Raw genomic sequence first — 22,041 nt, 5'->3', positions numbered from 1 at the left:
CATCCAATTGCCCCCTGCTACATTCTATTCTTGCAGGAAATAGAAAATTCCTTCTATGACGGCGCATCGACGGGAGGGCGGTGTGAAAGTTGCATTGTTGGGGGCTGGACGGATGGGCGGGCTGCATGCCCGCAACGCGGCCGCGCATTCGCGGATCGAGCTCGCCTGGATCGTCGATCCAAACCTCTCGCTCGCGACCCCGCTCGCCGCGGAGACCGGGGCGACGGTCGCGAGCCTGGATACGGTGCTGGCCGATCCGGAGGTGCGCGGCGTTATCGTCGCCAGCTCGACCGACGCACACCTCGCCAACACGCTGGATTGCCTGCGCGCGGGCAAGGCGGTGTTCTGCGAGAAGCCGCTTTCGCTTTCGGCCGGGGAACTTGAGGAGGCGGCCGGGGAACTGCGCAAGCCGGGCTTGCCGCCTTTGTTCGTCGCCTTCAACCGGCGTTTCGACCCGCATATCGCGGCGCTCGCGCACGGAGTCGCGAACGGTCGGATAGGCAGCCTCGAATCGCTGCACATCGTCAATCATGATCCGGCGCCGCCGGCTTTGGAGTTCGTGCCGCGCAGCGGAGGGCTGTTCAAAGACTTCACCATCCATGATTTCGATCTCGCCGCCTGGCTGATGCCGGTCCCGATCGTCGAGCTCTTCGCCTTCGCCTCCTGCCTGATCGATCCGGCAATCGCCGAGCTTGGCGACAACGACACGGCGAAGCTGGTCCTGCGCGACGCCGGCGGTGCATTGTGCATGATCAGCAACAGCCGCCGCACCGGTTACGGCTATGACCAGCGGATCGAGGCATTCGGATCGAAAGGTGCGCTGCGCATTGAGAATCTGCGCAACAACGCCGTGGTCGGCTGGGGCGAAAGCGGGCCGGCCGAAGCGGCTTTCCCCTATGGCTTTCCGGATCGCTATGCCGATGGCTACCGCGCCGAGCTGGATCATTTCGCCGACCTGATGGCGGGGAAGGCCACATCCCTGGCCGGTTTCGCCGAAAGCCTCGCCGCGATCCGCCTCGCCGACGCCGCCGCCGAATCGGTCCGCACCGGGGCCGCCGTCGCCATCGCTCCGGAGGGTTGCTGACATGCACGACATCGCCGTGATCGGCGCGGGCCGGATCGGCCGCATCCATGCCCGCAACGCCATCGCCGAGCCAGGACTGAGCCTGCGCTATATCGTCGACCCCCTCGCCGAAGCCGCAGCCGCGCTCGCCGCGGAGACCAGCGCCGAGACCGCCAGCCTGGACGAAGTTCTCGTCGATCAAGCAGTGGCAGGCATCGTGGTCGCAAGCTCGACCGACACCCATCTCGATTTCAGCATCGCCGCACTTCAGGCCGGCAAGGCGGTGTTTTGCGAGAAGCCGATCGATCTCGATCTCGAACGCGCCCGCGCCGCCGGTGCCATTCTGGGTGCGCCGGAAGCCCGGTTGTTCATGGGCTTCAACCGCAGGTTCGATCCCAGTTTCCGCGACCTCCAGGCCCGTCTCGCCACGGGCGAGATGGGCACACTCGAAACGCTGCACATCATCAGCCACGATCCGGCGCCGCCGCCGGTGGAATATGTGAAGGTCTCGGGCGGTCTGTTTCGGGACATGACCATCCACGATTTCGACATGGCGCGCTGGCTGCTCGGCGAGGAGCCGGTCGAGGTCTATGCGGCCGGCGCCGCGCTCGTCGATCCGGCCATCGCCGCTGCCGGCGACATCGACACCGCCAAGATACTGCTGCGCACCGCCACCGGACGCATATGCGTGATCAGCAACAGCCGCCGCTCCGGCTATGGCTACGACCAGCGGATCGAGGCCTTTTGCAGTAGAGGGCTGATCCGCGCCGGCAATGTGAGCGCCACGACGGTCGAAACCTGGAGCGAAAGCGGACCGTCTCATGCCCCCTTCCAGAACTTCTTTCTCGATCGCTACGCCGCGGCCTACCGGGCCGAGATGCGGCATTTCGCCGACATGATCGAAACCGGGGCGCGGCCGCTCATCGGCTATGACGATGCGATAAGGGCCCTGGCGATCGGCGAAGCCGCGAACGCATCCGCAAGGGAGCGCAGGATGGTAAGATTGGACTGACGGCCGCGCACGGTATCCCCAAGAGCTTCTTGGGTCGCACGTGTACTGTCAGGTTAACTTTTGGCAGGCGAGTTGAAGCGGAATTTGAAATCTCACCTCGCGGCAGCTGACGCGGCATTCCATTCCTCCATGGCGGCAGCCCGGAACTGGCGCATCGTGTTTCTCGAGATCAGGTGACGCTGGGTATTGAAAGCGTTGTAGATTGCGCTGTGGGTTGAGACGAAGCGTTGAGCCTGGCCCTGGGACTTGAACCGCTGCATCTTCCGTTCTCTCCGCCGCACCGGCAGATGCGAGTTTTCCGCCCGGTTGTTGTCGCGCAATCGACCCGGCTGATGGCGATCCTTGCACCCCATCTCGCGCATTGCGGCCTTGTACGAAGCAAGGCCATCGGTCACGATCTCGTCCGGCATGAACCCCTGGTTCTTCAGCAGCTTTCTCAGCAGTTTCAGGGCTGCGGCCTTGTTCCGACGTTTCTGCACGAGGACATCGAGCACCTCGCCTTCGCGATCGACCGCGCGCCACATGAACATCCGTGTGCCGTTGATGCGCACCGCCATCTCGTCGACATGCCAGACACGATCGGGTCGCCCACGCCGTCTCCGGATGTTTGCTGCGATGGCGGGGCCAAATTTGTTCGCCCAGCAGCGCACGGTCTCGTAAGTGACATCGATCCCGCGCTCGGCGAGCATGTCCTCGACATCGCGCAGGCTCGTGGTGAACCGGAAATAGAGCCACACCGCCAAGCGGATCGTATCGGGCGGAAACCGGTGGCGCTTGAACGAGATAGGCTTCATGCTTTCCCTCTAGCCTTCAGGCCGCAGACTGAGGAGACAAGTTCGCATTAGACTGACAGCACCGCCAACCTAAGTACCTGTATTAGCTCACTTTTTTAATCCCGATGCAATCGGGATTCGAACCGGATCGTGAAACGGTACCCTTTTGGGGCTGGTTGTGGCGATTGTCACAGGTGGGCCGTTTTCGGGGGTTTCGGGGTCTCTTTGCGGGGCCTGGCGGGAATAGTGGCGACTATTCCGGAGCTTGTGCCGGCCAAAGGGTAGTGGCGGTTCGCGCGTGACTGACCGCCCGCCACACACCCGTCCAACTCTGCTCTGGCCCTCGCGATGGCCCCGGAAATGGCGCGGAACCGCGCCGTTTGCGACCACCAAACGGTGTCGAGGGCCTGTACCCGTGCGCCCCGGCACGCGCTTCTGGCGCCATATTCGGCCCCTGTCTCTGCGGGCCAAAAGCCACACACCGTTTCACCTTACCGGCCGGATCACCTGTTATCGCAATTTTTCACACAACATCGGTATCTCTGCCCGACGTGGATGTGCCGGTATTTCCCGGATTTCCGCGGATTCTTCCGGCGCGATGAACGAAGTATGCGCAAATCCCGCCGGAGCATAACAGGTCAATAACAGGCCCGTATCAGGAGCTGATCAGGCGCATATCAGGATCAAAAGTCGCCCGTATCAGGCGGATAAATCATCCGGCAAAGCCAAGCCGCATCCTTTGCTCGATCCAGCAGTCCGGAATCTGCATGTCGAGCATATCGGCAAGGGTCAGCCCTTCGGGCTGGCGGCCTTCCAGGATGGCCTTCTGGATATCGGGGGCGAGGAAGGCGAGCTGGACGAGCTTGCGGATATAGGGATCATCCGCGCCGCGCGCTTGCGGCATGGGCGCGCGCAGCTGGCCCAGGTCGATGCCGCGCTTGCCCAGTTCCATATGCGCCCGGCGCAGGCCCGCGATCAGCGTGCGATCCGGGCGGGCGCGACGCGGCACTGCGATCGATTCGGTGAGCCATGTCCGCCCTCCGCGCCTGTGGAATCTGGCGGGACTGAACATGCGGAAGTTCCCGCCGGATGTCCGGGTGCATCGCTCGTCGGGACCGGCATCGGGGTCGCGGTCGGCAAACGGGCCGGCGGCGAGCTCGATCACCAGCGCATCATTGTGAACCTCGACGCGCGTGACATGATCCGCGATGGCGTTCCGTCCGAGATCGGGTTGCCGGGTCCAGCGGCGCAGCCTGTCGACCACCGCAGCCTCGATCCGTGCGCCCGGCACCCGCCGGATGGTGTCCCGGTGCGGCTTGCGCCCCTCCTGCAGGGGTGCCGAGACATAATAGAGATAGCGTCGTCCGCCGCGGCCGCGAGCATGTGCGGGCGTCATCCGGTGGCCCTCGGCATCGAACACGAGGCCTGCCAGCGGCGAGAGGCATTCGGTGCGCTGCCGGCGGGTCACCCGGTTGCTGTCGAGCCTTGCCTGCACCGCGTCGAACAGCTCGCGATCGACGATGGCGGGATGCAGGCCGGGATATGTGCGATCCTTGTGGACGATCTCGCCCAGGTAGAGCCGGTTGCGCAGCAGATGGAACAGAGCGCCACGGTTGAATGCTGCACCGCCGCGAACCACGCCGCTGCGCGAGGTCCAGCATTTTGACCGGATGGCCTGCTGCTCCAGCTCGACCACGAGCAGGTTGACGTTGCCGAGCTCCAGATAGCGGCGGAAGATGTGACGGACGAGATCGGCCTCGGGCGCGTTGACGACGAGGGTGCGCTCCTTCGGATCATAGCCGAGCGGCGGGCAACCACCCATCCACATGCCCCGGGCCTTGGATGCGGCGATCTTGTCGCGGATGCGCTCGCCGGTCACCTCGCGCTCGAACTGGGCGAACGAGAGCAGGACGTTGAGGGTGAGCCGTCCCATGGACGAGGTGGTGTTGAACGCCTGGGTGACCGACACGAACGAGACCTCGTGCCGGTCGAACAGCTCGACCATCTTCGCGAAGTCGGCAAGGCTGCGGGTCTCCTCCCGCTTCACGCTGGGCCCGTGCGTTCCCAGACGCTCTGCTACCTCATGAAGAGTGGGGCGTGTCGACGCTGGAAGTGAGGTTCTCAGCCGAAATATCTCCGCAGCCCGGATCGAGGAGGGGCAGGCATCAATCATTTGCTCAAGATCACCGCGAATATTGCGGAAAAACTCTTCGGCTGTGTTGCGATCGGCATTCGGAACCTGCTTGAGGCCCAGGGTGCGCGCGACGCTTTGCCAGTCCAGCCGCCCCTCAATATCCAGACCGGCTGCTATCGCCTCGAGCAGCTTTCGCGCCTGTTTGCCGCCGGCTGACGACGGGTTGGGTCCCGCGCACAGTCGAGGGCAATGTCGTTATACGTCAGACAATTGTGCGCCGAAAACGGTTTCGCTGAGACTGGCTGGAGACGGGTTCATATCAAACCGCCCGCACCTTGATGCGCTTTATCCTTGGCCGTCGTCGGCCAGCTTGGATGCCACAGATGCTACGATTGCCCCTTGCTGGCGCGCGCCCTCCAATTCATTCTCGGAGGGCCGGCGCTCGCCGGTAGTCCCCGCAATCGTGGTGGCGCCGTAAAGCGCGCCTATAGTCGAGCGGAATGTCGCTTCGTGCGCGAGCCTGTTCATTTCACATAACGTCCGATCGCGGACTGGTTGCTGTCAGGCTAACGGGAAAGCGTTTTCCCAATATGATTAGGCTGGACAATAGCCCGCCTATGTTCTGGTCACGCTCAATATAAAACGTCAGAATGTGTACTGCCCGGCATCTCCCGAAGCTGAGGATCTGCAACCGGCGAGCCAGAATTTGGTTAGACTGACAGCACCGCCTCCATCGCCGGGCGGCATTCGCTGCGATAGGCCAGGTCGAGCTCGGCCCGGGCTCGGCGCATATGGTCGGTTTCGATCATGCGCGATCTCCCGCACACGAGCTTAGGCCGGAGGCCGGGCCCAAGATTTGACCTGCGTCAATGACATCTACGTGACGGGCACTCCGGCAAGCAGCGACTCGATCGCACCCCTCAGAGCAGAAAGTAGACGGCGAGCACCACGCAAACCAAAGTGACGATCAGCCAGATGATCGGCCAGCCTTCGCCTTCCCCTTCCTTGGCCGAGGCGGTGTCGAACGGCGTCGGGGTCGTCGATGTCGTGTCGTAGACGGTTTCGGTGCGTGCCTTCAACGCAGGGTTCAGCGGCGTGTCAGGCCCGGGTTCGGGTGGCGAGTCGCTCATCGGCCGCTCCTCTATGATGGTCGGTATGAGGCAGGGCGTGCCGGCTGCAGCCCCCGGCGGTCATGCGCCAGTGGACCATGGCGTGCAGGCACAGGGTTCCCGGATCGGGGCTGTCGCGCAGCGAAGACATCAACGTCGCCCAATCCTCTTCCGAGGCGAGGCGGGAGAAGTCGGCGACCGCGGCCCGAACGAAGCCGCCCGGGGTCAGCCCCTCGTGCGCCGCGGCCGCCGCGACGGCGCGCGCGAACTCGGGATCCGAGGCTTCGAGCCCGGCCTGGAAATCGCCGGCCGAGCGGCGCGCCGCGGCCAGGAGATCGCCCATCATCGCCATCAGAAGCCATTTCCCGAATCGATGACCACGCCTTCGACGCCCGAGCGAGCCGCCAGCTCGGCGACGTAACGCGCGGCGGCGAGCGACCAGCTGCGCGCCTCGAGCATGTCGGCGATGCGTGCCTGGACGATCTCGAACGGCAGAATACGTCCCTCAATCCTGCGCTGGAGCCGAAGCACGTGCCAGCCGAAGCGCGACCGCACCGGCTCCCGCCCGGTCGTGCCTTGCGCCAGCGCCTCGATCCCCGCCTGCACCGGCGCCGCCAGCTCGCCGCGCCTTATCTGGCCGAGCGAGCCGTCCTGCTGCGCCGACGGGCATTTGGAGAAGGCGCGCGCCGCCTCGGCAAAGGCCTTGGGGTCATCGCCGGCCTTGGCGGCGATCGTTCGCGCCTGCGCTTCGGCCGCGGCCCAGGCCGCTTCGCCGGCGCCGTCCGGCTCGATCAGGATATGGGACGCCTCGAAGAGATCGGGTGTGCGGAAGCGATGCCGCTGTGCCTCGTAGTAGCGCCGGCACTCCGTCTCGCCGGCGGTCTCCGGCCGCACCTCTGCCTCGAGCAGACTCCGCATCAGCGCGTCGTCCTCGGCCTCCAGGCGGCCCGCTTCGTCGGTTTCCGGTTCGGCCTCGAGGCCGAGCCGCCGCGCCTCCTGCATCAGGAGCTCGCGCACGGCGAGGGCTCGGGCGGCCTCGACCCAGGCCGTCTCCGCGTCGGGCGCCGGATGGTGCTGGATCTCCTGCGCGATCGCTTCCGGCTCGATCTCGACGCCGTTTACGCGCACCTCTCCGAAGCTTGGCGGCGGCGGGAGGGCCGGCTCCGGACCGCCGCAGCCATGGCTTTCGCAGGCGCTCGGCATGGCCGGCGCGGGCCGGCTTTGCTCGGGATCGCCCAGGTTGATGACGTCGAGGCGGCGGCTCATGCGCCTGCCTGCCCTTCCTCGGCCTGCGCGCGAAGCACTGCCGATCCGCCGTAGCTCGGCGCGCCGCCGACGGGCCCGTGCGTCGGCGAAGGCTCGGCCTTCACCGACCGGCGCGAGCGGACGATCTGGTAGCCCGGCCGCATCAGGAACCAGATCGGCGCGCTCCAGATATGGACGAGCCGGGTGAAGGGCGTGATCAGGAACAGGGTGAGGCCGAGGATGATGTGGAGCTTATAGACGAGCGCCACCTCGCGAATCTGGTCGGGCGCGGCCGGATCGAGCGTCAAGATACCGTTCGCCCAACTCATGAAGCGGACCATCTCGCTGCCGTCGAGATGCTCGATCGTCCACCAGGTGGTGAGGATGCCGAGCACGAGTTGCACCCAGATCAGCACCAGTACGGCAATGTCGCCGAAGGAGGAACTGCGCCGGATGCGGGGGTCGAACAGGCGGCGATGAAGCAGCAGGCTGCAACCGACGAACGCCGCCAGGCCGGCAATGCCGCCGACGACCAGCGCCGCAGTCTGCTTGAAGCCGTGGCTGACGCCCAGCGTATCGAACACGTTGATCGGCGTCAGCAGGCCGACGAAATGACCCACCAGCAGGATCAGGATGCCCATGTGGAACAGGTTGGAGCCGAGCACCATCTGCTTGCGGCGCAGGAACTGGCTCGACTGCGAGCGCCAGCTATATTGGTTGGAGTCGAACCGCATTATGCTGCCGACCACGAGCACGGTCACCGCCAGATAGGGGTACCAGCCGAAGGCCAGCTGGTTGATGAAGTCGTTCATGCTCCCGCCTCTCTCTTCACAGACCGGTTCGAAGCCCTGATCTTCGCGACCACGCCGGTCGGACCACCCATTTCGTGGGCGCCGCCCGTGCTGAACGAGACCGGCGCCTCCTCCCATTCCTCGTCGATCCGCGAAGGATCGTCCTCGGGCGTGTTCTCGTCGATCTCGGCCCGCGCCTCGGCATCCGGCCTCACGCCGGCGAGCGCGACGAGCGCGTGAAAGATCGACGCATAATCGGAGCCGCGCTTGTCGAGCCTTTCGGCGAGCGCGGCGAAGACATGGGCCGGCTGGCCCAGGGTCTCGCGTGCCTCGGCGGGCGCCAGGCAGGAAACATATTCGAGGAAGACCGGCACGAAATCCGGCAACTCGCTCGCCTCCAGGAATATGCCCTTCTCGATATATTGGTGGCCCAGGTCGATCATCGCCTGGCCGCGCTCGCGGCTGTCGCCGTGGACATGCTCGAACAGGTGCAGCGAGAGCGAGCGCGAGCGGTCGAAGAGTTCGCTATAGTCGGACTGAAGGTCGAGCAGCTCCTCGCTTTCGATGCGGTGAAGCAGCGGCTCGAGCCGGCGCCGCTCCGCGCGCGGCAGCCCACCTTCGCTTGCCAGAGCGTCGCGCAGCTCGGCGGCGTGCGCGCAAAGCTCCGCCGAGGGATAGCCGAGCAGGGCGGCGAGCGCACGCAGGGTCAGCCTCATGTCGGCACGTCCGTCATGTAACGATGGCGTGGCGTTCGCTTGGCGGCGCCGAACAGATTGGCCTTGGTCGATCCGTCCGTGCCCTCGCGGAAGCCGAAGCCGGTCGATCCGCGCAGCACATAGGCATCCTCGTCGAGCTCGCGCCGCACGGTCGGGATGACGTAGCGGTCCTCATAGGCGGCGAGCGCCATCACCTTGTACATCTCCTCGATCTTCTTGCGGGTCAGTCCCACCCGCTCCGGGATCGACTCGTCGATCCGGCCCTCGACGCTCTTGGCGCGCATGTAGGCGCGCATCGCCAGCATCCTCTCGAGCGCCGCGGCGATCGGCTCCTCGTCGCCGGCGGTCAGCAGGTTGGCGAGATAGCGGAGCGGAATCCGGAGGGACCGAACGTCCGGCATGCCGTCCCTGGCCGAGATCTTGCCGGCTTCGTGCGCCGACTGGATCGGCGACAAGGGCGGCACGTACCAGACCATTGGCAGGGTGCGATATTCGGGGTGGAGCGGGAAGGCGATCTTCCATTCCATCGCCATCTTCCAGATCGGCGAGCGGGTCGCCGCCTCCAGCCACTGCTCCGGGACGCCGTCGCGGCGGGCCTGCTCCTGCACCGCGACGTCGTTGGGATCGAGGAAGACGTCGAGCTGCGCGGGATAGAGGTCCTTGGGATCCTCGACCGACGCCGCCGTCTCGATCCGGTCGGCATCGTAGAGCACCACGCCGAGATATCGGATCCGGCCGACGCAGGTTTCCGAGCAGACCGTCGGCTGGCCGGTTTCGATGCGCGGGTAGCAGAAGATGCACTTCTCGGATTTGCCGGTCGACCAATTATAGTAGATCTTCTTGTAGGGGCAGCCCGACACGCACATCCGCCATCCGCGGCATTTCTCCTGATCGATCAGGACGATGCCATCCTCCGCCCTTTTGTAGATCGCACCCGACGGGCAGGAGGCGAGGCAGGCGGGATTGAGGCAGTGCTCGCACAGCCTTGGCAGGTACATCATGAACGTCTTCTCGAAGTCCCCGTAAATCTCCTTCTCGACGCCTTCGAAATTGTAATCGTGGCTGCGCTTGGAGAATTCGCCGCCGAGCATGTCCTCCCAATTGCCGCTCCATTCGATCTTGTTGAGCAGCTCGCCCGTCACCAGCGAGCGCGGCCGCGCGGTCGGCTGCGCCTGCAGTTCGGGCGCGGCCTGCAGCCACTCATATTCGAACGTGTAGGGCTCGTAGAAATCGTCGATCTCGGGAAGGTGGGGGTTGGCGAAGATCTTCGAGAGGATGCGCCACTTGGAGCCCTGGCGCGGCACGATCTTGCCGTTCTTCTTGCGGACCCAGCCGCCCTTCCAGCGCTCCTGATTCTCCCAGTCCTTGGGATAGCCTATGCCGGGTTTGGTCTCGACATTGTTGAACCAGACATATTCGACGCCTTCGCGGTTGGTCCAGACGTTCTTGCAGGTGATCGAGCAGGTATGGCAGCCGATGCACTTGTCGAGGTTCAAGACCATCGCGATCTGAGCGCGGATCTTCATTCTGCAGCCTCCTCGGTACGGGCGCCGGTGCCCCAGTCGGCGGTGCCGCCCTCGACGTTCGCGGTATCGTCGGCCGCCTTGTCGAACCAGTTGATCTCGCTCATCTTCCTGAGGATCACGAACTCGTCCCGGTTGGCGCCGACCGTGCCATAATAGTTGAAGCCGTAGGCGAGGTGGGCATAGCCGCCGATCATGTGGGTCGGCTTCATGTTTATCCGCGTCACCGAATTGTGGATGCCGCCGCGCTGGCCGGTGATCTCGGAGCCGACGGTGTTCACCAGTTTCTCCTGGGCGTGGTACATGATCGCCGAGCCCGGCATGATCCGCTGCGAGACGATCGCGCGGGCGGTCAGCGCGCCGTTGACGTTGAAGACCTCGATCCAGTCATTGTCCTCGATGCCCGCCGCCTTGGCGTCGTCCTCGCTGATCCACACCGTCGGGCCGCCGCGGTTAAGGCTCAGCATGATGAGATTCTCGGTATAGGTCGAGTGAATCCCCCATTTCTGGTGGGGGGTGAGGATGTTGAGCATGATCTCCTTGTTGCCGTTGGGGAGCTTGCCCAGCACCTGCAGAACGGTCTTCGTGTCGATCGGCGGCCGCCAGGTCACGAACCCTTCGCCGAACGCGCGCATCCAGAGATGGTCCTGGTAGAGCGACTGGCGCCCCGAGAGCGTCCGCCAGGGGATCAGTTCGTGGACGTTGGTATAGCCGGCATTGTAGCAGACATGCTCGCTCTCGAGCCCCGACCAGGTCGGTGACGAGATGATCTTGCGCGGCTGCGCGGTGACGTCGCGGAAGCGGATCTTCTCCTCTTCCTTGCCCTCCGCCAGATGGCCATGGTCGCGGCCGGTGATCCTGCCGAGCGCCTCCCAGGCCTTGACCGCAACCTCGCCATTGGTTTCCGGGGCCAGCATCAGGATCGTCTCGCAGGCGTCGATATCGGTATCGATCTTCGGGCGCCCCTCGGCCGGCCCGTCCAGCACGCGGCCGTTGAGGTCGCCGAGCAGCTCGACCTCGTGCCTGGTGTCCCAGCCGATCCCCTTGCCGCCATTGCCAAGCTTCTCGAGCAGCGGGCCCATGGCGGTGAAACGGGCGAACGTCTCGGGATAGTTGCGCTCGACGATCTGCACGTTCGGCATCGTCTTGCCGGGCATCGGATCGCACTCTCCCTTCATCCAGTCCCTGGGCTCATAGGGCTGGGCGAGCTCGCCGGGCGTATCGTGCTGGATCGGGGTCATGACGAGGTCGTGCTCCAGCCCAAGCACCTCGGGCGCGACATCCGAGAATTTCTTGGCGATCTCCCGGAAGATGTTCCAGTCGCTCTTGCTCTCCCATGCCGGGTCCACGGCCGCGCTCAGCGGGTGGATGAAGGGGTGCATGTCCGACGTGTTGAGGTCGTGCTTCTCGTACCAGGTCGCGGTGGGAAGAACGACGTCCGAATAGATGCTGGTCGTCGACATGCGGAAGTCTATGTTGACCATCAGGTCGAGCTTGCCGACCGGGGCGTCGTCGCGCCAGACGACGTCTTTCGGCCGATCATGGCTCGCGGCCTCCTCGTCGCTTCCGACGACGCCGTGCAGCGAACCGACCAGATGCTTCAGGAAATATTCGTGGCCCTTGCCGGAGGCGCCGAGCACGTTCGAGCGCCAGAAGAACATGTTGCGCGGCCAGTTCACCGGATTGTCGGGATCGAGGCTCGCAGGCTTGAGGTCCCCCGCCTTCCAGGCGTCCGCGATCACTGTCGCCGGGTCCGCTCCGGCGGCGTGGATCTTGCTGCCCCATTCGATCGGGTTGGCGTCAAATTGCGGCGCGGAGGGCAGCCAGCCCATCCGCTCCGCCTTGACGTTATAATCGAGCATGCTTCCCGACCAGTCGCCCGCGGGCGCCAGCGGCGAGAGTATCTCCGACATTCTCAGCGACTCGTAGCGCCACTGGTCGGTATGGGCGTAGAAGAAGCTGGTGCCGTTCATTTGGCGCGGCGGCCGGGTCCAGTCGAGCGCGAAGGCGAGCGGCAGCCAGCCGGTCTGCGGCCGCAATTTCTCCTGGCCGACATAATGCGACCAGCCGCCGCCCGACTTGCCGATGCAGCCGCACATCACGAGCAACGCGATGATCCCGCGATAGCTCATGTCCATATGGTACCAATGGTTGAGCCCCGCCCCGAGGATCACCATCGAGCGGCCTTCCGTCTTCTCGGCGGTCTCGGCGAACTCGCGCGCGACCTGGATGATCGCGGCGCGGGGCACGCCGGTGACCTTCTCCGCCCAGGCGGGACTAAACGGAACGTCGTCGTCGAAGCTCGCGGCGACATTGCCGCCGCCGAAGCCGCGATCGACGCCGTAATTGGCGCAGAACAGGTCGAAGACGGTCGCGACATAGGATGTCGAGCCGTCCGCGAGAGTCACCCCCTTCACCGGGACGTTGCGGACGAGAATTTCGTCATGGCCGGTCGCGGTGAAATCGTGCGGTGCGGTCCCCCCGAAATAGGGGAAAGCGACGGGCACGATCTCGTCATGATCGTCGGCCAGGGTCGTGCGCAGCCGCACCTCGCGGTCCTGCCCGTCCTTCTCTTCCAAGTTCCACTTGCCCTGGTCACCCCAGCGGAAGCCGACGGAGCCGAGCGGCGCGACCAGCGCGCCATCGCCCTCGTCGATGGCGACGCATTTCCAGTCCGGATTGCTGGTCTCGCCGAGCGCGCCTTCGAGGTCGGCCGTGCGCAGCAGGCGGTCCGCGACTAGCCGGCCGTCCTGCTCGACGAGCCTCACCAGCAGCGGGAAATCCGAATATTTGCGGGTATAGTCGGCGAAATAGCCGGCCTGCCGATCGACATAGAATTCGCGCAGCACGACATGGCCCAGCGCGAGCGCCAAGGCGGCGTCGGTGCCCTGCTTGGGGTGCAGCCAGAGGTCGGAGAATTTCGCCGCCTCGTTATAGTCGGGGGCGATGACCACGCTCTTGGCGCCGCGATAGCGGACCTCGGAATAGAAATGGGCGTCGGGCGCTCGGGTCATCGGGATGTTGGAGCCCCAGACCAAGAGGAAGCCGGCATTGTACCAGTCGGCGCTCTCCGGCACGTCGGTCTGCTCCCCCCAGGTCTGCGGAGACGAGGGCGGCAGGTCGCAATACCAGTCGTAGAAGGAGAGCAGATTGCCGCCGATCAGCGACAGATAGCGGCTGCCGGCGGCGTAGGAGATCATCGACATGGCCGGGATCGGCGAGAAGCCGGCGATCCGGTCCGGCCCATATTCCTTGATCGTGTAGGCGTTGGCGGCCGCGATCAGCTCGGTCACCTCGTCCCAGCCGACGCGGACGAAGCCGCCGCGCCCGCGCTTCGAGACCCAGTCGCGCCTCTTGTCGCCGTCCTGGACGATCGCCTTCCAGGCGGCGACCGGGGTCATCGTCTTCCTCGCCTCGCGCCAGTGTCGGATCAGCCGGGCGCGGACCAGCGGATATTTGATGCGGGTCCCGGAATAGAGATACCAGCTGTAGCTGGCGCCGCGCGGGCAGCCGCGCGGTTCGTGGTTGGGCAGATCCGGCCGGGTGCGCGGATAGTCGGTCTGCTGGGTCTCCCAGGTGACGATGCCGCCCTTGACGTAGATCTTCCAGGAACAGGAGCCGGTGCAATTGACGCCATGGGTCGAGCGGACGATCTTGTCCGCCGCCCAGCGCTTCCGATAGGCGTCCTCCCATTCGCGGCTCTCGTTGGTGGTGATGCCGTGTCCGTCCGAGAACGTGTCGCGCGCTCTGCGGAAGTAGGTGAGACGGTCGAGGAAATGGCTCATCCTTGACTCCTTGTCAGGCCGCGAGTGGCGCGCGGGACGGCGCTTTGCCGCGCCGTTCGATGTCATGAAGAAGGCCCTTGGGGCCGCTATAGGCGTACCAGGTGAGCGCGGCGCAGCTGAGGTAGAAGAGCAGGAAGCCCCAGAGCGCTGCGGTGGCGCTGCCGGTGAGTTCGATCGACGAGCCATAGGCCTTGGGAATGTAAAAGGCGCCATAAGCGGCGATCGCCGAGGTGAAGCCGATCACCGCCGCGGACTCGCGCTCCGCCTGGAGGCGCCGCTCGGTTTCCGGGCGATCGGGTTCGGCGCGGTCAACGGCGCTGCACATGATGCCAGGCACCATCTGGAAGGTGGAGGCGTTGCCGACGCCGCTGACGAAGAACAGCAGCAGCACCATGGCGAAGAAGCCCCAGAAGTCCTGGGCGGTTAGGAACCAGATCATTCCCAGGATCGCGACGATCTGCACGACGAATACCCAGAAGGTCACCCGAGCGCCGCCCAACCGATCGGAGATCCAGCCGGTCCCGGCGCGCGACAGCGCGCCGAGCAGCGGCCCTATGAAGGCGTAGCGAAGCGCGTTTTGCTCTGGGAAGACCAGATTGGCGAGCAGCGGGAACCCCGCCGACATGCCGATGAAGGTGCCGAACGTGCCGGTGTAGAGCCAGCACATCAGCCAGGTATGGGCACGCCCGAAGATGGTCGACTGCTCGGCGAACGAGGCCTTGGCGGAGAGGATGTCGTTCATCCCGAACCAGGCGGCGAGTGTTCCGACCATGATCAGCGGCACCCAGACGAAGCCCGCATTCTGCATCCAGACCTCGGCGCCGTCGGTGGCCGTCTGCGCCTGTCCGCCGAGCGCTCCGAACAGGCTCATCGTTATGACGACGGGCACGAGAAACTGCATGACGCTGACGCCGAGATTGCCGAGCCCGGCATTGATCGCGAGCGCGTTGCCCTTCTCGGCCTTGGGAAAGAAATAGCTGATATTGGCCATCGACGAGGCGAAATTGCCGCCGCCCAAGCCGCACAGCAACGCAAGCACGACGAACAGCAGATAAGGCGTCTCGGGGTTCTGCACGGCATAACCGATGCCGAATGCCGGAACGAGCAGCGAGGCGGTCGACAGGGTCGTCCACAGCCGCCCACCGAAGATCGGGACGAGGAAGGCGTAGAAGATGCGCAAGGTCGCGCCCGACAGGCCCGGCAGCGCCGCCAGCCAGAACAGCTGGTCGGTGGTGAAGTCGAAACCGATCCCCGGCAGCCGGGCGACGACGACGCTCCATACCATCCACACCGCGAAGGACAGCAGCAGGCAATAGGTCGAGACCCACAGATTGCGGCGGGCGACGGCGCGGCCGCCCGACCGCCAGAATTCCGGCTCCTCCGGCCGCCAGTCGGCAATGGGCCCGGCGCGGCGGGGCGGCACGACGATCCCGGGCTCGCCGAATCCCTGCATCTCCGGAAGCTCGGGCACCAACTCCGCCTGGCCGCGCCGCTCGGCGCTTCGCTCCATGTGGCGGATCGCGGCATGCATCCAGACGAGCGCGACCGTGACCAGCACGAACAACAGCACGAAGCAGCTGGTCCAGACGCCGGTAAGATCGAGCAGCGCGCCGAAGGCGAGCGGCAGCACGAAGCCGCCGAGGCCGCCGATCATCCCGACCAGGCCGCCGACCGCGCCGACGCGATTGGGATAGTAGACCGGGATATGCTTGAACACCGCAGCCTTACCGAGGCTCATGAAGAAGCCGAGCACGAAGATCAGGACGAGAAACGGAACCAGGCTCACCTCGGTGTGGAAGGTGATCGGTCCGCGCACGCCTTCGACGATATAGGTGGTCGGCGGATAGGAGAGCATGAAGGTGCACAAGACCGACACGCCGAAGGTGACGTACATGACGGCGCGCGCGCCGTAGCGGTCGGACAGCTTGCCGCCATAGATCCGGAACAGGCTCGCCGGCACCGAATAGAAGGCAGCCAGCATGCCGGCAGACTTCACGTCGAGATCGTAGACGCCGATCAGGTAGCGCGGCAGCCAGAGTGCCAGGGCGACGAAGGCGCCGAACACGAAGAAATAATAGAGCGCGAACCGCCAGACCTGGATGTTCTTGAGAACCGCCAGCTGATCGCGCATCGGGACCGGCTTTACTCCTCCCCGCTTGCGTTCGGCTTGGTCCGGGTCTTCGCGGGTGAGCAGCAGAAAGATCAGCGCCATGACGGCAAGCGCGCCGGCCCAGATCTGCGCCACCGCCTGCCAGCCCATCGCCAGCATGACGAACGGGGCGAGGAACTTGGTCACCGCCGAACCGACATTGCCGGCGCCGAAGATGCCGAGCGCGGTGCCCTGGCGCGACGATGGATAGAATTTCGAGACATAGGTGATGCCGACCGAGAAGGAACCGCCGGCAAGGCCGACGCCCAGCGCCGCGACGAGCAGCTCGACATAGCTGTCCGCAAAAGAGGTGAGGAAGGTCGCGGCTGCGGCCGCCAGCATGACGCCGGCGAAGACGCGGCGGCCCCCGAACTGGTCGGCCCAGACGCCGAGCACGACCCTGGTCAGCGAGCCGGTGAGGATCGGCGTGCCGATCAGAAGGCCGAACTCGGTTTCGCTGAGGCCAAGCTCGTCCTTCACGCCGAGGCCGATGATCGAGAAGATGGTCCACACCGCGAAGCAGACGGTGAAGGCGATCGTGCTGGTCCAGAGAACCTGGCCGGCGCCGTCCGCCAATCCGTCTTCGGCTCTGGACTCCATCCGCCAGCTCCCCTTCAGGCGGGCTCGACAGGTCTCCTGAACGTGCCGATGCCGCGCATGCGGTGCCGGTCCGCTTTCAACGCCCGGCAGCGGCGCGTCTTTGACGCAGGTCAATTGTCTCGCATCCGCCCCTCTTTTGGCAAACCCATTCGTCAAGCGCGTCGATCAGCGGAAGCAACGACGCGGCAGCGCGATCAAGGACTGCGCAGGTCCCGGCTCGGGCAAGCGGTGTTTCGACCAATGCGCGGCCAGCTCGACGGGCGCATTCCGTCATCGCGCGCCGAGAATTTCAGCGACGAAGGACCAGGATTCGCAGGCGATCGGCCTCGGCGCCCGAGAGCTGGATATGATAGCTGCCCGGGGCGAGGCGGTAGTCAACCACTTTTCGAACGCCGGAGCAGGCCGGGCCATGGCCGTGCCCCGCCGAGCGAACGTGGCCCGTCGGCGCCACGACGTCCACCCACGCGCCGTCGCTCAACGCGATCGCGTACGATCCCTCCTCGGCGATCTCGACGACTGCGATGGCGCCTTTCGTGCCGGCCGGCGGAACTCTCTCGGGCGCACGCGCCCAGGTCAGCGTTTCGACCGGCGAGAGGGCGATCCAGGTCACCCGTCCCAAGGAGATCCTGCCTTGCCGCCCGCCGGCCTGGGCGTCAGCGGCAGGGCTGGCGGCAAAGGGAAATTGCAGGACGTCCGCGCATTGCTCGGTCTGGATCGCCAGGGCAGGCGAAAGCGGGAGCGAGGTGATCAGGGCCAAAGACGCCCCATAAGCGAGACGCCGGATCAGCTTCGACATGATAACCCTCTCGCCTGTACGCAACCGTTGGCCGCGACCGGTTTGACCGTTCGGCCCGATTGTTGTCATGTCTCCGTCCGGTCGCCATTGACGCAGGTCAATTGCGACTGAGGGAAGATGCGGCAAGGCCAGCGACGATGATCATTTTCTTCTTCGGCCGGCTCGCCGACCTGCTCGGCCGCGATCTCAGCCTCGGCTTGCCGCCCTGCTCGGTCGCCGACGTGAGGCGCGAGATCGCGCGCCTTTATCCGGCCGCCGCCGGTGACCTCGAGGCCTCGCGGAGCCGCGCCTGCCTCAACGATGAGCTTGTGGACGAGGACAGGGTCGTCGGCGAAGGCGATGAGATCGCATTCCTGCCGCCCTTGTCGGGAGGCTGAGATGACGGCCCGCCTCTGCCTCGAACCCTTCGCACCCGCCGAGGAGCTCGACCGGCTCATCGGCCGGGGCGACGCGGGCGCGGTCGCGAGTTTCACCGGCATAGCGCGCGCGCGCTCGAGCGACGGCAGCGCCGTGACCGGACTGTTTCTCGACCATCATGAACGCCTCACCAAGCGTTCGCTGGACGCCATCGCGGCCGCGGCGCGCGCGCGCTTCGCGGTCGACGACGTGCTGATCCTCCATCGCTGCGGGGCCATATTGCCCGGCGAGCCGATCGTGCTCGCGGCCGCGGCCGCCCGGCATCGGCGTGCCGCTCTCGAGGCGGTGGACTATATGATGGATCGGTTGAAGAGCGAGGCGGTCTTCTGGAAGCGCGAGGACCGCGCGGACGGCGCCGAATGGATCGAGCCGACCGAGGAGGATCGCATCGCCCTTGCCCGCTGGAGCCAGTCATGCCCGGAATAAACGAAGACCTGCCTTTCTATCCGCTGCGAATCGCGGTGCTGACCGTCTCGGACAGCCGCGACCAGGAGAGCGATTCGTCGGGCGCGCTCCTTGCCGAGCGCCTGACCGGGGCCGGACACGCGCTTGCCGACCGCGCGATCGTCCCCGACGAGGTGGAGGCGATACGCGCGCAGGCCCGGGCCTGGGCGGCCGACCCGGACGTCGACGTCATCCTCACCACCGGAGGCACCGGCTTCGCCCCTCGCGACGTGACGCCCGAGGCCGTGAAGCCTTTGTGCCGGCGCGAGCTGGACGGATTCTCGGTCCTCTTCCACCAGGCGAGCTTCGGCACGGTCGGTCTGTCCACGCTGCAATCGCGCGCGTTCGCCGGCCAGATCGACGACACCTTCATCTTCTGCCTTCCCGGCTCGACCGGCGCCTGTCGCGACGGTTGGGACCTCATCCTCGGACTCGAGCTCGACAGCCGCTACCGTCCCTGCTCGCTGGCCGGGCAGGTGCCGCGCCTCAGGGAGCTTTGCGCATGAGCGACCTGACCCATATCGGCGGCGACGGCCGGGCCCGCATGGTCGACGTCTCGGACAAGGCGCCCACCGCCCGCACCGCGACGGCCGAAGGCCGGCTCACGTGCCTCCAGGCCACACTCGCAGCCGTGCTGGCGGGAAATGCACCCAAGGGTTCGGTGATCGGCACGGCCGAGCTTGCCGGGGTGATGGCCGCCAAGCGAACCGCCGACCTGATCCCGCTCTGCCACCCGCTGCCGCTGACCAAGGCGGCGGTGACGATCGAAGCCGACGAGGCGCTGCCCGGCTTCCGGGTCTCGGCTGAAACCAAGACGGTCGGGGTCACCGGCGTCGAGATGGAGGCGCTCGCCGCTGTCTCGGCGGCCTGCCTCACCCTGTTCGACATGCTGAAGGCGATCGACCGGACGATGGAGATCGGCGGCATCCGCGTCACCTCCAAGCAAGGGGGGCGCTCGGGAAGCTGGACGCGCGAATGATCTCGTTCGACGAAGCGGTCCGGCTGATCGAAGAGCAAGCGTCTGCGCTCGGCCCCCGCTCTGTTCCGGTCGCCGAGGCGGCGGGTCGCGTGCTGGCGACCCCGGTGGTGGCGATGATCGATTCGCCGCCCGCCGACTCGTCGGCGATGGACGGCTATGCGGTGCGCGACGCCGACCTGCCGGGGACGCTTCGGGTGATCGGCGAGTCCTTCGCCGGGCGGAGCTTCGAAGGCGCGCTCGCAGCGGGAACATGCGTGCGCATCTTCACCGGCGCTCCGATCCCGTCCGGAGCCGACCGAGTGGTGATCCAGGAGGTCGTCAGAAGGGACGGCGATCTTGCGATCATCGACGATCCCCCGGGAGCGGCGCGCCACATCCGTTTCCGCGGCTCCGATTTCCGCGTCGGCGACATGCTGCTCGAAGCCGGGCGCCGGCTCGACCCGCGGGCGCTCGTCGCCGCGGCCGGCGCCGATGTCGGCCAAGTGGAGGTTCGGCGGCGGCCGGGGCTGATCGTCCTCGGCACCGGTGACGAGCTCGCGCCGCCCGGCGAGGCGCGAGGCCGGCCGGGCGCGATTCCCGAGAGCGTCACTTACGGCGTCGCCGCGCTCGCCGGCCAATGGGGCGCGCGCGGCCTCGGCACCCGCCGGCTCCCCGACGACCTCGCGGTGATGGAGCGGGCGGCGGGCGATGCGCTGCGCCAGGCGGACCTCGTCGTCGTCACCGGCGGAGCGTCGGTCGGCGAGAAGGATTTCGCGAAGCCGATGTTCGAGCCGCACGGGCTGGAACTCATCTTCTCGAAGGTCGCGATCAAGCCCGGAAAGCCGGTCTGGTTCGGACGGGCCGGCGGCAAATTCGTGCTCGGCCTCCCGGGAAATCCGACCTCGGCGATGGTCACGGCGCGGCTGTTCCTCGCTCCGCTCGTCGCCCGCCTTGCCGGATGCGGCGGTGCGCTCGGCTGGCGCCGCCTGGTCCTCGCCGCGCCGCTTCCGGCGTGCGGGGAGCGCGAGACTTTCCACCGCGCGCGGCGCTGCGAAGCGGGGGCGATACCGCTCTCCAACCAGGATTCGAGCGCGCAGAGGGCGCTCGCGGAGGCCGATCTGCTCCTGCGCAGCCGCCCGCGCGACGCGGCCCGCGGGCCGGGCGAACAGGTCGACGCGCTCGACTTCTAGCCGAGACGTCTCTCCGCCTCGGCGAGGTCCTCCGGGCTGTTGACGTTGAAGAAGGGGTCGCCCGGCCATTCGACCGCGACATAGCCGATCGTCTCGGCCAGGCCGATCAGCGAGCGCCGCCCCGACCCCGCATAGCCGCGCAACTGCGCGAGCGCGTCGATGCGCCACAGGCCGCAGACCGGATGAACCTGGCCGCCGCTCATCGCGAGCGCCGCGCCATGGCCCGGCAGCGCCGCGGCCAGCCGGGCGGGAAGGTCGTCGGGGAGGAACGGCATGTCGCAGGGGATCGTCAGCACAAGCGGCCGCCCGAGCCGGAGCGCCGAAGCCAGGCCGCCGAGCGGCCCTTCCAGCCCCGGCGGGTCGAGCAGCAGCCGAATCTCCAGGCTGCCCACCTGTGCCGCCGAGCGCGCGGCGACCGTGACACTGTCGCTCCACCCCTGCGCAAGCGCGACCGCGCGCTCGAGCAGAGTTCGTCCCCCCAGAAGCCGCAGCGGCTTGCCCCCGCCGATCCGGCGGCTCTCGCCGCCGGCGAGGATCAGCACCGCCGGAGTCATGCGAAGATCAGCTTCGCGCCGGCGATGACCAGCACCAGGCCGAGCCCCTGCAGCAGCCGCGGCTTCGGCAGCCGCGCCGCGCCGAGCCAGGTGCCGAGCAGCGCTCCGGCCGCGACCGCGGCGACGAGCCAGGGCATGTCCGCCGGGAGCGCGCGCATTGCGGCGACATTGCCTGCGAGGCCGGCCGTCGAGTTGAGGAAAATGAAGCCCGCCGCGACGCCCGAGGTCCGGCGCGCATCCTCCCAGCCGAACAGGATGATCAAGGGCGAGAGAAAGATGCCGCCGCCGGTGCCGGTCAGCCCGGCGAGCAGCCCGAGGGCGGCGCCGACGGGCAGGGCCAGAGCGAGCGAGGGCGGGCTCGGCGCCCGCCCGGCGAGCCGGACCGGCTGCCAGAACAGGCGGATTGCCGCGGCCCAAAGCACGACTCCGACCAGTGGGCGATAGACTTCGGGCGGAATGGAGATCCCGCCGCCCACGAACGCCGCCGGCGCGGCCGTGACGACGAAGGCGGCGAGCAGCCGCCAGTTGATCTGCCCGGCCCGGCCGTAGCGCCAGACGCCGAGCCCGGCGACGACCAGATTGAGCGCGAGCGCGGTCGGCCGCATCGTCTCCGGCGCCACGGAGAATAAGGCCATGATCGCCAGATAGGCAGACGCGCCGCCATGGCCGACGGTCGAGTAGAGCGCCGCGGCCAAGCCCATCAGCAGGGCGATCCAGACGAGCGTCGATGAGTCCATATTGAGCCAGATCACTCCGCGGGTACCGGGGTTCGCTAGGCAACC

At 66.5% G+C, this 22,041-nt stretch carries 21 protein-coding genes; 8 read left to right on the top strand and 13 right to left on the bottom strand.

Annotation, left to right across the window (positions count from 1 at the left end; genetic code table 11):
• Positions 1-112: 112 nt before the first annotated feature.
• Positions 113-1,084 (top strand): Gfo/Idh/MocA family oxidoreductase, encoded by a 972-nt coding sequence (locus KF780_03920; GenBank protein MBX3560942.1) that lies wholly within the window; start codon positions 113-115, stop codon positions 1,082-1,084.
• Between the two features lies 1 nt (position 1,085).
• On the top strand, positions 1,086-2,075 hold the full coding sequence (iolG, locus tag KF780_03915) for an inositol 2-dehydrogenase (protein MBX3560941.1): 990 nt from the start codon (positions 1,086-1,088) through the stop codon (positions 2,073-2,075).
• A 92-nt stretch (positions 2,076-2,167) separates the two neighbouring features.
• Here iolG and KF780_03910 read toward each other — a convergent pair whose 3' ends face one another.
• Positions 2,168-2,869 carry an IS6 family transposase gene (locus KF780_03910; protein MBX3560940.1) on the bottom strand — a complete coding sequence of 234 codons (702 nt, stop codon included), beginning with the start codon at positions 2,867-2,869 and terminating at the stop codon, positions 2,168-2,170.
• A 691-nt stretch (positions 2,870-3,560) separates the two neighbouring features.
• Entirely contained in the window at positions 3,561-4,895 is a 1,335-nt protein-coding gene (locus KF780_03905) for a recombinase family protein (GenBank protein MBX3560939.1), read from the bottom strand.
• A 126-nt stretch (positions 4,896-5,021) separates the two neighbouring features.
• Between KF780_03905 and KF780_03900 the strand changes: the two genes are divergently transcribed.
• Positions 5,022-5,198: a hypothetical protein gene (locus KF780_03900; protein ID MBX3560938.1), complete on the top strand. Its 177-nt coding sequence runs from the start codon at positions 5,022-5,024 to the stop codon at positions 5,196-5,198.
• Between the two features lie 704 nt (positions 5,199-5,902).
• Here KF780_03900 and KF780_03895 read toward each other — a convergent pair.
• The 9 genes from KF780_03895 to KF780_03855 all read right to left on the bottom strand — a co-directional run bounded on the left by KF780_03895 (position 5,903) and on the right by KF780_03855 (position 17,696).
• Entirely contained in the window at positions 5,903-6,112 is a 210-nt protein-coding gene (locus KF780_03895) for a hypothetical protein (protein ID MBX3560937.1), read from the bottom strand.
• On the bottom strand, positions 6,081-6,443 hold the full coding sequence (locus KF780_03890) for a hypothetical protein (GenBank protein ID MBX3560936.1): 363 nt from the start codon (positions 6,441-6,443) through the stop codon (positions 6,081-6,083). The genes KF780_03895 and KF780_03890 overlap by 32 nt, the downstream gene beginning before the upstream one ends.
• Positions 6,443-7,357 (bottom strand): peptidylprolyl isomerase, encoded by a 915-nt coding sequence (locus KF780_03885; protein MBX3560935.1) that lies wholly within the window; start codon positions 7,355-7,357, stop codon positions 6,443-6,445. The genes KF780_03890 and KF780_03885 overlap by 1 nt, the downstream gene beginning before the upstream one ends.
• On the bottom strand, positions 7,354-8,148 hold the full coding sequence (narI, locus tag KF780_03880; GenBank protein ID MBX3560934.1) for a respiratory nitrate reductase subunit gamma: 795 nt from the start codon (positions 8,146-8,148) through the stop codon (positions 7,354-7,356). The genes KF780_03885 and narI overlap by 4 nt, the downstream gene beginning before the upstream one ends.
• Positions 8,145-8,843 carry a nitrate reductase molybdenum cofactor assembly chaperone gene (gene narJ / locus KF780_03875; protein MBX3560933.1) on the bottom strand — a complete coding sequence of 233 codons (699 nt, stop codon included), beginning with the start codon at positions 8,841-8,843 and terminating at the stop codon, positions 8,145-8,147. The genes narI and narJ overlap by 4 nt, the downstream gene beginning before the upstream one ends.
• A complete protein-coding gene (narH, locus tag KF780_03870; GenBank protein ID MBX3560932.1) occupies positions 8,840-10,369 on the bottom strand; it encodes a nitrate reductase subunit beta in 1,530 nt (509 codons plus the stop codon). Before narH ends, narJ begins: the two co-directional genes overlap by 4 nt.
• The gene (locus tag KF780_03865; protein ID MBX3560931.1) at positions 10,366-14,151 is read right to left on the bottom strand and encodes a nitrate reductase subunit alpha; all 3,786 of its coding nucleotides are present in this window, start codon (positions 14,149-14,151) and stop codon (positions 10,366-10,368) included. Before KF780_03865 ends, narH begins: the two co-directional genes overlap by 4 nt.
• Positions 14,152-14,164: 13 nt before the next feature.
• Positions 14,165-16,900 (bottom strand): MFS transporter, encoded by a 2,736-nt coding sequence (locus KF780_03860; GenBank protein MBX3560930.1) that lies wholly within the window; start codon positions 16,898-16,900, stop codon positions 14,165-14,167.
• Between the two features lie 289 nt (positions 16,901-17,189).
• Positions 17,190-17,696 carry a hypothetical protein gene (locus KF780_03855; GenBank protein MBX3560929.1) on the bottom strand — a complete coding sequence of 169 codons (507 nt, stop codon included), beginning with the start codon at positions 17,694-17,696 and terminating at the stop codon, positions 17,190-17,192.
• 137 nt (positions 17,697-17,833) lie between these two features.
• Between KF780_03855 and KF780_03850 the strand changes: the two genes are divergently transcribed.
• Genes KF780_03850 through KF780_03830 form a run of 5 tightly spaced genes read left to right on the top strand, consistent with a single transcriptional unit; the run spans position 17,834 to position 20,705 of the window.
• Positions 17,834-18,073 carry a MoaD/ThiS family protein gene (locus tag KF780_03850; GenBank protein MBX3560928.1) on the top strand — a complete coding sequence of 80 codons (240 nt, stop codon included), beginning with the start codon at positions 17,834-17,836 and terminating at the stop codon, positions 18,071-18,073.
• Positions 17,997-18,539, top strand: a complete 543-nt coding sequence (locus KF780_03845) for a molybdenum cofactor biosynthesis protein MoaE (protein MBX3560927.1) — start codon at positions 17,997-17,999, stop codon at positions 18,537-18,539. Before KF780_03850 ends, KF780_03845 begins: the two co-directional genes overlap by 77 nt.
• Positions 18,527-19,063 carry a molybdenum cofactor biosynthesis protein B gene (gene moaB, locus KF780_03840; GenBank protein MBX3560926.1) on the top strand — a complete coding sequence of 179 codons (537 nt, stop codon included), beginning with the start codon at positions 18,527-18,529 and terminating at the stop codon, positions 19,061-19,063. Before KF780_03845 ends, moaB begins: the two co-directional genes overlap by 13 nt.
• Positions 19,060-19,536, top strand: a complete 477-nt coding sequence (moaC, locus tag KF780_03835; protein MBX3560925.1) for a cyclic pyranopterin monophosphate synthase MoaC — start codon at positions 19,060-19,062, stop codon at positions 19,534-19,536. The genes moaB and moaC overlap by 4 nt, the downstream gene beginning before the upstream one ends.
• Positions 19,533-20,705 (top strand): molybdopterin molybdotransferase MoeA, encoded by a 1,173-nt coding sequence (locus KF780_03830; protein ID MBX3560924.1) that lies wholly within the window; start codon positions 19,533-19,535, stop codon positions 20,703-20,705. Before moaC ends, KF780_03830 begins: the two co-directional genes overlap by 4 nt.
• On the opposite strand, the gene KF780_03825 is transcribed toward KF780_03830, so the two are convergent.
• Together KF780_03825 and KF780_03820 are read right to left on the bottom strand one after the other, a co-directional pair.
• Positions 20,702-21,259 carry a molybdenum cofactor guanylyltransferase gene (locus tag KF780_03825; GenBank protein MBX3560923.1) on the bottom strand — a complete coding sequence of 186 codons (558 nt, stop codon included), beginning with the start codon at positions 21,257-21,259 and terminating at the stop codon, positions 20,702-20,704. The two genes, KF780_03830 and KF780_03825, sit on opposite strands and share 4 nt — an antisense overlap.
• On the bottom strand, positions 21,256-22,011 hold the full coding sequence (locus KF780_03820) for a sulfite exporter TauE/SafE family protein (GenBank protein MBX3560922.1): 756 nt from the start codon (positions 22,009-22,011) through the stop codon (positions 21,256-21,258). The genes KF780_03825 and KF780_03820 overlap by 4 nt, the downstream gene beginning before the upstream one ends.
• Between the last annotated feature and the right edge of the window lie 30 nt (positions 22,012-22,041).

This window comes from Sphingomonas sp. (assembly GCA_019635535.1).
Taxonomy (GTDB): Bacteria; Pseudomonadota; Alphaproteobacteria; order Sphingomonadales; family Sphingomonadaceae; genus Allosphingosinicella.
Note: the sequence above shows the minus strand (reverse complement) of the source record. Positions and strands in the feature narration are given on the sequence as shown.

Bases quoted from the DNA above. Each gene is read 5' to 3' on its own strand.
- KF780_03860 (MBX3560930.1), bottom strand. From the start codon at position 16,900: ATGGAGTCCAGAGCCGAAGACGGATTGGCGGACGGCGCCGGCCAGGTT.
- narI (MBX3560934.1), bottom strand. From the start codon at position 8,148: ATGAACGACTTCATCAACCAGCTGGCCTTCGGCTGGTACCCCTATCTG.
- KF780_03920 (MBX3560942.1), top strand. From the start codon at position 113: ATGGGCGGGCTGCATGCCCGCAACGCGGCCGCGCATTCGCGGATCGAG.
- iolG (MBX3560941.1), top strand. From the start codon at position 1,086: ATGCACGACATCGCCGTGATCGGCGCGGGCCGGATCGGCCGCATCCAT.
- KF780_03890 (MBX3560936.1), bottom strand. From the start codon at position 6,443: ATGGCGATGATGGGCGATCTCCTGGCCGCGGCGCGCCGCTCGGCCGGC.
- moaB (MBX3560926.1), top strand. From the start codon at position 18,527: ATGCCCGGAATAAACGAAGACCTGCCTTTCTATCCGCTGCGAATCGCG.
- KF780_03845 (MBX3560927.1), top strand. From the start codon at position 17,997: ATGAGCTTGTGGACGAGGACAGGGTCGTCGGCGAAGGCGATGAGATCG.
- KF780_03825 (MBX3560923.1), bottom strand. From the start codon at position 21,259: ATGACTCCGGCGGTGCTGATCCTCGCCGGCGGCGAGAGCCGCCGGATC.
- KF780_03850 (MBX3560928.1), top strand. From the start codon at position 17,834: ATGATCATTTTCTTCTTCGGCCGGCTCGCCGACCTGCTCGGCCGCGAT.
- KF780_03910 (MBX3560940.1), bottom strand. From the start codon at position 2,869: ATGAAGCCTATCTCGTTCAAGCGCCACCGGTTTCCGCCCGATACGATC.
- KF780_03830 (MBX3560924.1), top strand. From the start codon at position 19,533: ATGATCTCGTTCGACGAAGCGGTCCGGCTGATCGAAGAGCAAGCGTCT.
- KF780_03885 (MBX3560935.1), bottom strand. From the start codon at position 7,357: ATGAGCCGCCGCCTCGACGTCATCAACCTGGGCGATCCCGAGCAAAGC.
- narH (MBX3560932.1), bottom strand. From the start codon at position 10,369: ATGAAGATCCGCGCTCAGATCGCGATGGTCTTGAACCTCGACAAGTGC.
- KF780_03855 (MBX3560929.1), bottom strand. From the start codon at position 17,696: ATGTCGAAGCTGATCCGGCGTCTCGCTTATGGGGCGTCTTTGGCCCTG.
- KF780_03865 (MBX3560931.1), bottom strand. From the start codon at position 14,151: ATGAGCCATTTCCTCGACCGTCTCACCTACTTCCGCAGAGCGCGCGAC.
- moaC (MBX3560925.1), top strand. From the start codon at position 19,060: ATGAGCGACCTGACCCATATCGGCGGCGACGGCCGGGCCCGCATGGTC.
- narJ (MBX3560933.1), bottom strand. From the start codon at position 8,843: ATGAGGCTGACCCTGCGTGCGCTCGCCGCCCTGCTCGGCTATCCCTCG.
- KF780_03895 (MBX3560937.1), bottom strand. From the start codon at position 6,112: ATGAGCGACTCGCCACCCGAACCCGGGCCTGACACGCCGCTGAACCCT.